Origin of the sequence: Curtobacterium sp. MCBD17_021 (assembly GCF_003234525.1) — a bacterium.
Lineage (GTDB): Bacteria > Actinomycetota > Actinomycetes > Actinomycetales > Microbacteriaceae > Curtobacterium.
In genome coordinates this window covers 84,220-97,915 of record NZ_QKTS01000008.1, presented here as the reverse complement: position 1 = coordinate 97,915, position 13,696 = coordinate 84,220, and the positions used below count along the sequence as shown (strand labels likewise).

The window sequence follows — 13,696 nt, the reverse complement described above, 5'->3', positions numbered from 1 at the left end:
GCGAGGATAGGTGGCATCGTGAACGAGACGCCCGCGCCCCCACTCCTGTTCCTCTTCGACATGGACGACGTGCTCGTCCGCTACGACTGGATGACCCGCATGGCCGGGTTGACCGAGCTGACCGGGCACGACTTCGCCGAGCTCCGTCGCCGCTGGTGGGACACGGGCAACGAGCAGCGCGCCGAGGCGGGGCACTACGCCGACGGAGACGAGTACCTCGCGGCCTTCCAGGAGGCGATGGGGTGCGAGGTGCCGGAGTCCGAGTGGGCCCGGGTCCGCGGCGCCGCGATGACCGAGCTGCCCGACCGGGTCGAGGCCGTCCGGATCGCCAAGCAGCACGGCCGGGTCGCGCTCCTCACGAACAACGGGCCGCTGGCCGGTCGGTGGCTGCACCAGTGGGTCCCGTCCCTGCCGCCGCTCTTCGAGGAGCACCTCGACACCTCGAGCGCCTTCGGCGCCCGCAAGCCGGACCCGGACGTGTTCCGGCGCGTGCTCGAGCACCACGGCGTCCCCGCCGAGCGCACGTTCTTCGCCGACGACATGCCCGAGAACGTCGCCGGTGCACGGAGCGTCGGCATCACCGCCGTGCTCGTCGAGCGCGACACCGACCTGCGCCACGCGGTCCGCACCTTCGTCTCCGCGCACGAGACCACCCCGGTCGCGTAGGCGTCGCCGGCCTCGGCCCACGCCGCCGGTCCCCGGCCGACGCGCCAGCGGCGGACGGGCCGTGCCGGTGGGGAGAGACCCGGCACCGGTCACGCACGCCCCCGCCCGCTGGCTCCTCGGTGTCGCTGCACCGACACGACCGGACTACGCGCGGGTCGCGGTCGTGGTCCGGTCGCGTCCGGTGAGGTCGACGTGCGTCTGCGGGGACCGGAACCCCCGGTCCGCGAGGACCCGCCGGACGCCCTCACCCTGCTGTTCCGCGTGCTCGACGACGAGCGTCCCACCGGGGACGAGCAGGCGCCACGCGGTCTCGGTCAGGGCGCGCACGGCGTCCAGACCGTCAGGTCCCCCGTACAGTGCGAGTGCCGGGTCGTGGTCACGGACCTCCGGGTCGACGGGAACGGCGTCGTCGGGGACGTAGGGCGGGTTCGAGACGACGACCGACACCCGACCGTCGAGTTCCGGCAACGCGTCCGCGAGGTCACCCTCGACGAGGTGCACCGTGCCGCCGTGCGCCGCGGTGTTGCGCCGCGTCCAGGGCAGGGCCTCGGGCGAGCGTTCGACGGCGTACACGACGGCGTTGGGCACCTCGGTGTCCATGGCGATCGCGATGGCACCGCTGCCGGACCCGAGGTCGACGGCGATCGGCTCGGCGACGGCCGTGGCACGGAGCGCGTCGATGCCGAACTGCACGACCGACTCGGTCTCGGGCCTCGGGACGAAGACGCCCGGTCCGACGGCGAGGGTCAACGCCCGGAAGTGCGCCTCGCCGGTGACGTGTTGGAGCGGCTCACGGGTCCGCCGACGGGCGACGGCGTGCCGGAAGCGCTCGACGTGGTCCGGGGCGATCGCTCCCCCGGTCATCGCACGAGCCTGGACGGCCCCGCGGGAGGTGTCCGTCGCCCAGGCGAGCAGGAGTTCCGCGTCGACCTGTGGTGTCACCACGCCCGCCGCGGCCAGCGCCACGGCCGCCTCACGCAGGAGGCGGTCCGCCGCGAACGCGGGCTGCGGGCCGGACGCGGGGCGGGCCTCCCGGCCGGTCGCGTCCCCGGTGCGGGACGGGCCGGAGTCGGACGTGTCGTCCACGTCGGCGTCAGGCGTCCTGGTCGCCGATGGCGGCCAGCCTGGCCTCTTCGTCCGCCTGGATGGCGGACTGCACGACCGGCTCGAGCGCACCGTTCATGACGCGGTCGAGGTCGTACGCCTTGTAGCCCGTGCGATGGTCCGCGATCCGGTTCTCCGGGAAGTTGTACGTCCGGATCCGCTCCGACCGGTCCATCCCGCGGATCTGCGACTTGCGCGCGTCCGAGGCGATGGCGTCGCGCTCCTCCTGCTGCCGCGCGAGGATGCGGGCACGGAGGACGCGCATGCCGGCCTCACGGTTCTGCAGCTGCGACTTCTCGTTCTGCATGGCGACCGTGATGCCCGTCGGGAGGTGGGTGATGCGCACCGCGGAGTCCGTCGTGTTGACGGACTGCCCGCCGGGACCGGACGACCGGTAGACGTCGATCTTGAGGTCGTTCTGGTTGATCTCGACCTCTTCGGGCTCGTCGACCTCGGGGAAGACGAGCACCCCGGTCGTCGAGGTGTGGATGCGGCCCTGCGACTCGGTCGCCGGCACACGCTGCACGCGGTGCACGCCGCCCTCGTACTTGAGGTGCGCCCACACGCCCTGCGACGGGTCGGTCGTGTTCGACTTGATCGCGACCTGGACGTCCTTGTAGCCACCGAGGTCGGACTCGGTGCGCTCGAGCATCTCGACCTTCCAGCCCTTGCCCTCGGCGTAGTGCGAGTACATCCGGAGCAGGTCGGCAGCGAACAGCGCGGACTCCTCGCCGCCCTCGCCGCCCTTGATCTCCATGATGACGTCACGCCCGTCGTCGGGGTCACGCGGGATGAGGAGCCGGCGGAGACGCTCCTGGCGCTCCGCCAGCTGCTCCTCGAGCCCCGGGACCTCGTCCGCGAACGCCTCGTCCTCACGCGCGAGTTCCCGGGCGGCGGCGAGGTCGTCCCCCGCCGCCTGCCATGCCTCGTACGCGGCCTTGATCTGGCTCAGCTCGGCGTACCGCCGGTTGACCTTCTTGGCGCGGGCCGGGTCGGCGTGGAGCGCGGGGTCCGACAGCTGCTGCGTCAGTTCCTCGTGTTCCGCCAGCAGCCCTGCCACCGACTCGAACACGCGTTACTCCTGGTGGCCGTTGCCGTGGTGACCGTTGGTCGCCGGCACCGACTTCTGGATCTGGACGAGGAACTCGACGTTCGACTGCGTCTCCTTGAGGTTCCGGAGCACGACGTCCAGCGCCTGCTGCGGGTCGAGCCCGGCGAGGGCCCGGCGGAGACGCCACGTGATCGCGACCTCGTCGGCGGAGAGCAGCTGCTCCTCGCGACGGGTGCCCGAGGCGTTGATGTCAACGGCCGGGAAGATCCGCTTGTCGGCGAGGTGCCGGTTGAGGCGGAGCTCCATGTTGCCGGTGCCCTTGAACTCCTCGAAGATCACCTCGTCCATCTTCGCCCCGGTCTCGACGAGCGCGGTGGCGAGGATCGTGAGCGAGCCACCGTTCTCGATGTTCCGGGCGGCGCCGAAGAAGCGCTTGACCGGGTAGAGCGCGGCCGAGTCCACGCCACCGGAGAGCACGCGGCCCGACGGCGGGGTGGCCAGGTTGTACGCACGACCCAGGCGGGTGATCGAGTCGAGCAGCACGACGACGTCGTGGCCCAGCTCGACCAGGCGCTTGGCGCGCTCGATGGCGAGCTCGGCGACCGTCGTGTGGTCCTCGGCGGGGCGGTCGAAGGTCGAGGCGATGACCTCGCCCTTCACCGTGCGCTGCATGTCGGTGACCTCTTCGGGACGCTCGTCGACGAGGACGACCATGAGGTGCGCTTCGGGGTTGTTCGTCGACACGGCGTTCGCGATGGCCTGCAGCACGACGGTCTTGCCGGCCTTGGGCGGCGACACGACGAGACCGCGCTGGCCCTTGCCGATCGGCGACACGAGGTCGATGATGCGGGTCGACAGCTTGCCCGGCTCCGTCTCAAGGCGCAGGCGCTCGTTCGGGTACAGCGGGGTGAGGTCCTGGAAGTCGACGCGGGCCGCAGCCTCGTCGGCGGTCTGGCCGTTGATCGTGTCGATCTTGACCAGCGCGTTGTACTTCTGGCGGCTCTGCTGCTCGTTGTCCCGCGGCTGCTTGATGGCACCGACGACGGCGTCGCCCTTGCGGAGGTGGTACTTCTTCACCTGGCCGAGCGAGACGTACACGTCCTCCGGCCCCGGCAGGTAGCCGGTGGTGCGGACGAAGGCGTAGTTGTCGAGGACGTCGAGGATGCCGGCGATCGGGATGAGGACGTCATCCTCGGTGACCTCGGGTTCGAACTCGTCGTTCTGACCACCGCGGCCGCGCTTGCGGTCACGCTGGCGACGGGTCCGACCGTTCTCGGCCTCCTGCTCGGCGGCACGCTGCTGGTCGGCGCGCTGCTGGTCGCCACGCTGCTGGTCGCCGCGCTGCTGGTCGGCCTGCTTCTGCTGACCGTTCTGCTTCTGCTCGGCCTTGTCGGCGTTCTGCTGCTTGCCGTTCTGCTGCTTCTGCTCGCCCTTGTCGGCCTCGGCCTGCTGACCGTTCTGCTCGGCCTGGTCGCCGTTCTGCCCGCGGCCACGACCGCGGCCTCGGCTCCGACGGCCGCGACGGGCGCCGCCCTCGCTCTGCTCGCCCGCGTCGGCCTGGTCGGCCTGCTGGCCCTCGTCCTGCTGGACGGCGTCCTGGTCACCCTGCTCGAGCGCGTCCTCGACGGGGACCTGCGCCTCGGCGGTGGCGCCACCCCGGGCCTCCTGGCCGTCGGCCTGCTGCGCCTGGCGGTCACGACCGCGGCCACGACGCTGACCGCTCTGCGCGGCCTCCTGGGCGTCCTTCTCGGCACGGACCTGGTCGAGACCGGCGAGCAGGTCCTCGGTACCGGTGTGTCCGGCGTTCGTGTGCGACGCGGCGGCGGTCGGCTCGGTGGCGGTCACGGTGCCGCCGGAGGAGGCGCGGCGGCTGCGGCGGCCGCGCGACGGGGCCTCGGCGACCGGCTCGGCGGTCTGCTGGGCCGGAGCGGCGGCGACCTGCTCGGCAGGTGCCTGCGCGGCGGCGGCGTCCTGGGACGAGGCGTCCTCCGTACCCGGCGTGCCGGTGCCGGCACCGTCGAGGGTCGGCGTGACGGAGGCGGTCGCCTCGGCCGGGCGCTTGTCCTCGATGGAGGCGATGAGGTCGCCCTTGCGGAGCTTCGAGAGCCCCGTGATCCCGAGGGACGAGGCGATGCGCTGGAGCTCCGGGAGACGGAGCGCGCGCAGGTCAGTGGGGATCTCCACCGAACCGGTGGAGGTGGTGACGTCGGTCACGATGCTGTTGTTCCTTCCGACCGCAGAACGCGGAGAGTTTCCACCGTTCCCGTGGCGGGTGTGCGACGGCCGTCGTTCAGACGACGGACCGGGAACGGTGATCTGGAGAGAGTGCCCCACGCACCGGATCAGCGTGGCGGTCGACCTGGGATGGTCGACGCCTCCGCGAGTTCGGCTTCGAGCGTCGGGTGCGGCTTCACTGTAGCACCACCGAGGTCGACGGCCAGCATGAGCGGACGCCAGGCGGATTCGGCGTGTCGCTCGACCAGTTCGGCGGCCGCGAGGCGCTGCGCGGGGTCGCTCCCCATCACCAACAGGCTCGGTCCGGCCCCCGAGACGACGGCCGCGAGACCGTGCTGGCGGAGCAGGCCGATCAGGGCGTCGGTCTCGGGCATCGCGCTCGCCCGGTAGGCCTGGTGGAGGCGGTCCTCGGTCGCGGCGAGCAGCAGCTCGGGACTCTGGATGAGGGCCGCGACGAGCAGTGCCGAGCGCGAGACGTTGAAGGCGGCGTCCTCGTGCGGCACGGTCATCGGCTGCAGGGAGCGCGCGAGCTTCGTCGACAGCGTCGAGGTCGGCACGAAGACGACGGGCGAGACGCCGCGGTGCACGAGCAACCGCTTGTACGCGGGGCCGTCGGCGGTCATCCACGCGATCGTCAGGCCGCCGAAGAGGGCCGGCGCGACGTTGTCCGGGTGCCCCTCCATCTCGGTGGCGAGGGTCAGCAGCGTCGACGCGTCGAGGTCGACCACGCCGGCGAGGAGGCCGCGTGCCGCCATCAGTCCGGCGACGATCGCGGCGGCGGAGGACCCCATGCCGCGGCCGTGCGGGATGGCGTTCGTCGCGTGCAGCTCGAGCCCCGGCTGCTCGACGCCCGCGTGCTCGAAGCCGCGGCGGACCGCCCGGACGACGAGGTTGGTGTCGTCGGTCGGGACCTCACCCGCGCCGACGCCCACGATGGTGACGGTCGATCCCGGGGCACGGCGGACGCGGACGTCGACCTCATCGTAGAGGGACAGCGCGAGTCCGAGCGAGTCGAACCCCGGCCCGAGGTTCGCCGAGGTCGCCGGGACGCGCACGCGGACCGCCCGTCCGGCCGGTACAGCATCCAGGGCGGTCACGCCCTCCCCCGGTCCGGACGAGCGGTCGACGCTCACCGCGCGCTGACCAGTCCGAGCACGCCGGCGACGGCGGCGGTGTCGACCGGCACGCTCGTCGGCGTGACCTCGCCACCGTCCTGGGTACGGAGCGCCCACTGCGGGTCCTTGAGGCCGTGACCGGTGACCGTGATGACGACCGTCGCACCCTTCGGGACCACGCCGGCGTCGGACCGCTCGAGCAGTCCTGCGACACCGATGGCCGAGGCGGGCTCGACGAAGACGCCGACCTCGGCGGAGAGGATGTGGTGCGCGGCGAGGATCGCCTCGTCGGAGATCGCGCCGAAGTAGCCGTCGGTCTCGTCCCGGGCCTCGAGTGCGTACTTCCAGGACGCCGGGTTGCCGATGCGGATCGCCGACGCGATGGTCTCCGGGTGGGGCACGACCTCACCGCGGACGATCGGCGCCGAGCCGGCCGCCTGGAAGCCGAACATGCGCGGCATCTTCGACGAACGGCCCGAGGCGACGTCCTCGCGGTAGCCGCGGGAGTACGCGGTGTAGTTGCCCGCGTTGCCGACGGGCAGGAAGTGGAAGTCCGGCGCGTCGCCCAGGACGTCGACGACCTCGAACGCGGCGGTCTTCTGCCCCTCGATACGGTCGTTGTTGACCGAGTTGACCAGGTGCACCGGGTAGTTCGCCGACAGGTCCCGCGCGATGTCGAGGCAGTCGTCGAAGTTGCCCTGCACCTGCAGCAGCTGGGCGTCGTGGGCGACGGCCTGGCTGAGCTTCCCCATCGCGATCTTGCCCTCGGGCACCAGCACCGCGGCGGTGATGCCGGCGTGCGTGGCGTACGCGGCCGCCGAAGCGCTCGTGTTGCCGGTCGAGGCACAGATGACGGCCTTCGCGCCGTGCTCGACGGCCTTCGAGATCGCCATGGTCATGCCGCGGTCCTTGAAGGAACCCGTCGGGTTCATGCCCTCGTACTTCACGTACACCTGCGCACCGGTGCGCTCCGAGAGCCGTCGCGCCGGGATGAGCGGGGTCCCGCCCTCACCGAGCGTCACGATCGGGGTCGCGTCCGTCACGTCGAGTCGGTCGGCGTACTCGCGCAGGACTCCCTGCCACTGGTGGGCCATCAGGCTTCTCTCTCTGTCCGGTGGATCGGTGTGGGGTCGGTATCGGTGGTGCGGGTCGATCCGGGCGGACCCGGTGTCGGCCGGGAGGCCCGTGGTGCGCTCAGACGCCGACGACGCGCAGGACGCTGGTCACGTCGCGGACGACGTCCTCGCCGCGGAGTGCGACGACGGTGTCGGCCAGGTCGGCCTCGCGCGCCAGGTGCGTGCCGATGACGAGCGTGGCCGTCCCCTCGGCGGCACCCGTGGTGGTCTGCTCGACGGTCTCGACGCTGACGCCGTGGGCGGCGAGCACGCCGGCCACGGTCGAGAGCACCCCGGGGGCGTCCGACACGTGCAACGCGATCTGGTACCGGGTCCGGACCGTCCCGATCGGGAAGACCGGCAGCGCCGACTGGGTCGACTCCGCGACACCCGGGCCGCCGATGACGTGACGACGGGCCGCGGACACCAGGTCGCCGAGCACCGCCGAGGCCGTCTCGACCCCGCCGGCACCAGCGCCGTAGAACATGAGGTCACCCGCGGCCTCGGCCTCGACGAACACGGCGTTCTTCGCGCCGTGCACGCTCGCGAGCGGGTGCGACTCGGGGACGAGCGCCGGGTAGACACGAGCGCTGACGCCCTCCTGCCCGTCGGCGTCGGTGAGCCGTTCGCAGGTCGCGAGGATCTTCACGACGTAGCCGGCCTTCCGGGCGGCACGGACCTGCTCGATGGTCACCGAGGTGATGCCCTCGCGGTGCACGGCGGCGAGCGGGACCGACGTGTGGAACGCCAGCGAGGCCAGGATCGCGGCCTTCTGCGCGGCGTCGTAGCCCTCGATGTCGGCGGTCGGGTCGGCCTCGGCGTACCCGAGTTCCGTCGCGGTCGCCAGGGCGTCCTCGAAGGTGGCGCCCTCGCGGTCCATCAGGTCGAGGATGAAGTTCGTGGTGCCGTTGACGATGCCCATGATCCGCTCGATGCGGTCCCCCGCGAGCGAGTCGTGCAGCGGGCGGATGATCGGGATCGCGCCGGCGACCGCGGCCTCGTAGTAGAGCTGTGCGCCGACCTGCTCGGCCGCGGCGAACAACTCCGGCCCGTGCGTGGCGAGCAGCGCCTTGTTGCCGGTGACCACGTCCGCGCCCGACTGCAGCGCCTGCAGCACCAGCGTCCGAGCCGGTTCGATCCCCCCGATGAGCTCGACGACGATGTCGGCCCCGAGGATGAGCGACGCGGCGTCGGTCGTGAACAGCTCGCGGGGCAGGTCGACGTCCCGCTCGGCGTCGACGTCACGCACGGCGATCCCGACCAGCTCCAGACCGGCGCCGGCACGCGTGGCGAGCTCCGGACCGTGCTCGAGCAGGAGTCGGGCAACCTGTGAGCCGACCGAGCCGGCTCCGAGCAGCGCGACGCGGACGTTGCGGTATTCGATCATCTGGTGGGTGTCTCTCCGGTTCGGGCGGTCAGCGGGCGGCACCGGTGCCGGACACCGGCGCGACGCCGGTGTCGCGGGCGAGGAGGTCGTCGACGGTCTCGCCCCGCACGAGGATACGGGCCGCCCCGTCGGCGACCGCGACGACCGGCGGGCGTCCGACGTGGTTGTAGTTGCTCGCCAGGCTCCAGCAGTAGGCGCCGGTCGCGGCGACTGCGAGCAGGTCGTCCCGCCGCACGTCACCGGGCAGGTACTCGTCGTGGACCACGACGTCACCGCTCTCGCAGTGCTTGCCGACGACACGGGTGAGCACCGGGTCGGCGTCGGAGGTCCGGGCCAGGCGGGCCGTGTAGTCCGCGCCGTAGAGCGCCGGGCGGACGTTGTCGCTCATGCCGCCGTCCACCGACACGTACGTGCGGGTCGCCGACGGGCCGTCGTCGGTCTCCACCGTGACGGGCTTGATCGTGCCGACGCGGTACAGCGTCACGCCGGGCGGCCCGACGATGTAGCGGCCGGGCTCCACCGCGATCTCCGGCACCGGGATGCCGCGCGACGCGCACTCCTCGGCCACGATCGCGGCCAGGGCGTCGGCGACGTCCTCCGGCGCGAGGGCGGAGTCTGCCTCGGTGTAGTCGATGCCCCACCCGCCGCCGAGGTTGAGCTCCGGGACCGGCCCGCTGGCGACGAGGGTGGCGTGCACGTCCATCAGCCGACGAGCGGCTTCGCGGAAGCCGCTGTCGTCGAAGATCTGCGACCCGATGTGGGAGTGCAGTCCGACGAACGCGAGGGACGGTTCGGCGCGGACGGCCGTCGCTGCCGGCACGGCCTCGGACAGCGGGATGCCGAACTTCTGGTCCTCGCGAGCGGTTGCCAGGAACTCGTGGGTCGAAGCGTGCACGCCGCTGTTGATGCGGATGCGCACGCGCTGGACGACACCGGCGTCGGCGGCGATCCGGGCGACGCGGCCGATCTCCTCGTGGCTGTCGAGCACGATCGTGCCGAGGCCGATCGAGACCGCGCGCTCGAGCTCGGCGTCGGACTTGTCGTTGCCGTGGAAGCCCATGAGCGCGGGGTCGACGCCCGCGGCCAGCGCGACGGCGATCTCCCCCATCGTGCAGACGTCGAGACGGAGGTCGGCGTCGGCCATCCACCGGGCGACGTGGGTCGTCCAGAACGCCTTGGCCGCGTAGTAGACGTGCGCCCGCGTGCCGATGCGCGTGAAGGCGTCGGTGAACGCGTTCCGGACGCGCACGGCCCGCGACTGCACGTCACGCTCGTCCACGACGTAGAGGGGTGAGCCGAAGCGCGCGACGAGTTCGTCGGCAGCGACCCCGCCGATCGCGAGCATGCCCGCGTCGGTGCGGGTCGCGGAGGCGGGCCAGATGCGGTCGACGAGTTCGGAGGCGTCCGTCGGGAACCGCAGTCGCGGCGGCGCAAGGGGGTTCTCGCTCACGGGACCCGATCCTATCCGGCCGTGACGACCTCGCCGGCCCATGTGACGCCGATCGGGACGGGCCCGAGCTCAGCAGCGGCCGGTGGTCCGCAGGCCGTCCTCGCTGAGGGGCAGTTCGTCCGCCGTGATCCGGACCGTCGCGGCGGACTCCGTCACGCGGAGCGAGCGGACCCGGAGCTGCTCCGGCAGGAACTGCGCCGTGCAGACCGGGACCGGCACGTCGGAGACGCCGGGGATGTCGTCGACGTCCAAGCCGAGGGACGAGTTCGTGATCCGGACCGTCTCCGGGGTGATCGTGACGCCCCGACCGTCGGACTGCGCCGCGACCGACCCGTCGGCCGCGTACCCGATGTCGAAGCCGAGCACCGAGGTGGTGCCCCGCAGCTCGACGCCCCCGTCGATGAGCCGCAGCCGTTCGAAGAGCGGCGAGTACTTCGCCAGGTCCTCGACCGCTCCGGCAGCGAGCCTGACCGTGCCGTCGACGTCGTGCACCGCGCCCTGGCCGTCCACCGGCAGGTCGCGCGCCGTCACGTCGGCCGCGAGCGGGATGCCGTCCACCGTCAGCCGGTCCGACGTGATGTGCACCCGGTCGAACGTCCCCCCGACGAGCTGCGGGATCACCACGCCGTCGACGTGCGCGTCCACGGTGCCGGACGTGCCGTCGGGCAGCGACTGCTCGACCTGGTGCGCGATCGTGCGGTCGACGACCCCGCGGAGGACGGACTCCGCCACCACGACGAGCGCCGCGAGGACCAGGAGCACGACGACCAGGACGATCGCGAGCGTCCGGCCGCGGTGCCCCCGGGTCCGACCCGCGGCAGGTGCCGGCGTCACCACTACATCCGTTCGGGTGCGCTGACGCCGAGCAGACCGAGGCCGTTGCGCACGACCTGTCCGGTGGCGTCGTTCACCCAGAGACGGGTGCGGTGCAGGTCCGTCACCGGCTCGTCGCCGAGGGGCGTGACGCGGCAGGAGTCGTACCAGCGGTGGTACAGGCCCGCGAGCTGCTCGATGTACCGGGCGATGCGGTGCGGTTCGCGGAGTTCCGCGGCCTGGCGGACCACCCGCGGGTACTCGGCGATCGCCCCGAGGAGCGCGCTCTCGGACTCGTGCGTGAGCAGCGACGCGTCGAACACCGAGCGGTCCACACCGGACGCCGCTGCGTTCCGCGCGACGGAGTGCGTGCGGGCGTGCGCGTACTGGACGGTGAAGACGGGGTTGTCGTTCGTCCGCTTCGTCAGCAGGTCGAGGTCGATGTCGATCGCGGTGTCGCTCGCGAACCGGACGAGGGCGTACCGACCGGCGTCCACACCCACGGCGTCGACCAGGTCCTCCATCGTCACGACGGTGCCGTTGCGCTTCGACATCCGGAGCGGCTGGCCGTCCTTGAGCAGGTTCACCAGCTGCCCGATGAGGATCTCGAGGTTCTTGCCCGGCTCGTCGCCGAACGCCGCGCACATCGCCATCATCCGGCCGACGTAGCCGTGGTGGTCCGCGCCGAGCATGATGAGGTTCCGCTCGAAGCCGCGCTCGCGCTTGTCGAGGTAGTACGCCAGGTCGCCGGCGATGTACGCCGGCTCGCCGTCCGACTTGATGACGACGCGGTCGCGGTCGTCGCCGAAGTCGGTCGTCCGGAGCCACAGCGCGCCGTCCGCCTCGTACATCCGCCCCTGCTCCTGCAAGCGGGCGATGGCGCGGTCGACGGCCTTCGACTCGTGCAACGAGTTCTCGTGGAAGAAGACGTCGAAGTCGACACCGAAGTCGTGCAGCGAACGCTTGATGTCCGTGAACATGAACTCGACGCCCTCACGCCGGAACAGCTCCTGCGCCTCGTCGCGCGGCAGGTCCGCCACGTCGACACCGGGCTCGAGCGTCGCGAGCACACGGGCCGCGATCTCGCCGATGTACGCACCGCCGTAGCCGTCCTCGGGCGTCGGCTCCCCCAGTGCGGACGCCAGGAGGGACCGGGCGAACCGGTCGATCTGGTTGCCGTGGTCGTTGAAGTAGTACTCCCGGGTGACGAGCCCGCCCTGTGCCTGGAACACCCGGGCCAGGCTGTCGCCGACCGCGGCCCACCGGACGCCGCCCATGTGGATCGGCCCGGTCGGGTTCGCCGACACGAACTCGAGGTCGATGCGGACACCGTCGTAGAGGTCGCCGTGGCCGAAGGACACGCCCTGGTCCACGACGGTGCGCGCGACCTCGCCGGCGGCGGCGGCCTCGAGCGTGATGTTGATGAACCCCGGGCCGGCGATGTCGACGGACTCCACGCCGTCGAGTTCGGTCAGCTCGCCGGCGATCTCCGTCGCGAGCTCGCGCGGGTTCGTCCCGAGGCGCTTCGCGAGCTGCATGGCCGCGTTCGACGCCCAGTCGCCGTGCGCCCGGTTCTTCGGTCGTTCCAGGGCCACGTGGGACTCCTGGACCGTCACCGTGTCGGCAGCGCCTCGGCGCTCGACGATGCCCGTGAGGATCGACAGGTACGCGGCGGAGAGTTCGGCAGGAGTCACGGCGATCGAGTCTACCGGGACGCTCAGCCACCGCCCGGACCACGCCGGGAGCGATGCAGCATCATGGTCCGTCATGACCTCCCGCAGCCTCCGGGCGTCCGGCCTCGCCGCACTCGTCGTCCCCGCCGCGCTCGTGCTCGCGGCCTGCTCCGGGACGGACGGTGGTGGCCCCTCCGCCTCGGCCTCCCCCGGCGTCGTCGGGGAACGGGTCACGCAGTCTTGCCGCACCCTCGTGCCCGCGGCCGCCTTCGCCGTCTACGGGCAGGAGTTCGAACGGGTCCGGACGCCGCAGCCGGCGGACGGGTCACCCGTCGCGCAGATCGCCGCGCAGGACGGTCGCGTCTGCACCTGGCGGTCCACGACCGACGACAGCGTCACCGTCACCGTCGCCGTCGCCCACCTGCCCGCCGAGTCGCTCACCCGGCTCGAGGACGCCCTCTTCGAACAGGGCGGGTCGGTGCCCACCTACACCGTCGAGGGGTACTTCTCGCTCGCCGACGACGCCGGACGCGCCGACGCCTTCGCCGGCCCGTACTGGATCCACACCACTTCCGGCCTGTACACCGAGCCCGGCACCGCGCAGCCCGTCGTCGACGCCGTCCGGCAGGCGGTCGCACCGGACGCGACCGCACCGGCGACCGCGCCGAGCGGGTCGCCGACACCCTGAACGACCCACCGCCGGACGGGAGGCCCGCGCCGGCCGGGTGGGAGCCTCTCGTGACGACACGGCACGCCCGGGGAGCCGCCCGGGCGTACAGGAGGCCGGTCCGGACCTGCTACGGTTGGTGACACCCCAGGGCCCCCATAGCTCAGGGGATAGAGCACTGCCCTCCGGAGGCAGGGGCGGAGGTTCGAATCCTCCTGGGGGCACGGTCACATCCCCGCGCAAGCTGTCGTCCTCGCTGCGCTCGGTCGGCAGCGCTCGACGTCGCCTGCGGCGACCTTCCTCGGTGGTCACCGGGACGTCATCGCCTGCGGCGACCTTCCTCGGTGGTCACCGGGACGTCATCGCCTGCGGCGGCCGTCGCCCGCGGTCGCCGGGGCGCCTCGTTCCCGAACGCGACAC

General features: G+C 72.2%; 11 protein-coding genes and 1 tRNA gene. 3 read left to right on the top strand and 9 right to left on the bottom strand.

What is annotated here, in order from left to right:
* Positions 1 to 18 precede the first annotated feature (18 nt).
* On the top strand, positions 19 to 666 hold the full coding sequence (locus DEI83_RS09180; protein WP_258371139.1) for an HAD family phosphatase: 648 nt from the start codon (positions 19 to 21) through the stop codon (positions 664 to 666).
* A gap of 144 nt (positions 667 to 810) precedes the next feature.
* Here the strand turns inward: DEI83_RS09180 and prmC are convergent, their stop codons facing one another.
* The 9 genes from prmC to argS all read right to left on the bottom strand — a co-directional run bounded on the left by prmC (position 811) and on the right by argS (position 12,630).
* Positions 811 to 1,647, bottom strand: a complete 837-nt coding sequence (gene prmC, locus DEI83_RS09175; RefSeq protein WP_111081702.1) for a peptide chain release factor N(5)-glutamine methyltransferase — start codon at positions 1,645 to 1,647, stop codon at positions 811 to 813.
* A 112-nt stretch (positions 1,648 to 1,759) separates the two neighbouring features.
* Entirely contained in the window at positions 1,760 to 2,842 is a 1,083-nt protein-coding gene (prfA, locus tag DEI83_RS09170) for a peptide chain release factor 1 (RefSeq protein WP_111081653.1), read from the bottom strand.
* Positions 2,843 to 2,845: 3 nt separating this feature from the next.
* A complete protein-coding gene (rho, locus tag DEI83_RS09165; RefSeq protein WP_111081652.1) occupies positions 2,846 to 5,035 on the bottom strand; it encodes a transcription termination factor Rho in 2,190 nt (729 codons plus the stop codon).
* A 128-nt stretch (positions 5,036 to 5,163) separates the two neighbouring features.
* Positions 5,164 to 6,153, bottom strand: coding sequence for a homoserine kinase (thrB, locus tag DEI83_RS09160; RefSeq protein ID WP_111081701.1), 990 nt, complete (start codon positions 6,151 to 6,153; stop codon positions 5,164 to 5,166).
* Between the two features lie 32 nt (positions 6,154 to 6,185).
* Positions 6,186 to 7,265, bottom strand: coding sequence for a threonine synthase (thrC, locus tag DEI83_RS09155; RefSeq protein WP_111081651.1), 1,080 nt, complete (start codon positions 7,263 to 7,265; stop codon positions 6,186 to 6,188).
* A gap of 100 nt (positions 7,266 to 7,365) precedes the next feature.
* The gene (locus DEI83_RS09150; protein ID WP_111081650.1) at positions 7,366 to 8,673 is read right to left on the bottom strand and encodes a homoserine dehydrogenase; all 1,308 of its coding nucleotides are present in this window, start codon (positions 8,671 to 8,673) and stop codon (positions 7,366 to 7,368) included.
* Positions 8,674 to 8,701: 28 nt separating this feature from the next.
* A complete protein-coding gene (lysA, locus tag DEI83_RS09145) occupies positions 8,702 to 10,123 on the bottom strand; it encodes a diaminopimelate decarboxylase (protein ID WP_111081649.1) in 1,422 nt (473 codons plus the stop codon).
* A gap of 69 nt (positions 10,124 to 10,192) precedes the next feature.
* Entirely contained in the window at positions 10,193 to 10,957 is a 765-nt protein-coding gene (locus DEI83_RS09140) for a DUF2993 domain-containing protein (RefSeq protein ID WP_146243280.1), read from the bottom strand.
* 2 nt (positions 10,958 to 10,959) lie between these two features.
* A complete protein-coding gene (gene argS, locus DEI83_RS09135) occupies positions 10,960 to 12,630 on the bottom strand; it encodes an arginine--tRNA ligase (protein WP_111081647.1) in 1,671 nt (556 codons plus the stop codon).
* A gap of 73 nt (positions 12,631 to 12,703) precedes the next feature.
* Here argS and DEI83_RS09130 point away from each other — a divergent pair, with 73 nt between their 5' ends.
* Positions 12,704 to 13,297 (top strand): hypothetical protein, encoded by a 594-nt coding sequence (locus tag DEI83_RS09130; protein WP_111081646.1) that lies wholly within the window; start codon positions 12,704 to 12,706, stop codon positions 13,295 to 13,297.
* Positions 13,298 to 13,428: 131 nt separating this feature from the next.
* A tRNA-Arg gene (locus tag DEI83_RS09125) sits at positions 13,429 to 13,500 on the top strand.
* Positions 13,501 to 13,696: the final 196 nt, after the last annotated feature.

What these genes read in the sequence shown, in the direction of transcription:
- DEI83_RS09150 (WP_111081650.1), bottom strand. Translation starts at nt 8,673, where the DNA reads ATGATCGAATACCGCAACGTCCGCGTCGCGCTGCTCGGAGCCGGCTCG.
- DEI83_RS09130 (WP_111081646.1), top strand. Translation starts at nt 12,704, where the DNA reads ATGACCTCCCGCAGCCTCCGGGCGTCCGGCCTCGCCGCACTCGTCGTC.
- thrC (WP_111081651.1), bottom strand. Translation starts at nt 7,265, where the DNA reads ATGGCCCACCAGTGGCAGGGAGTCCTGCGCGAGTACGCCGACCGACTC.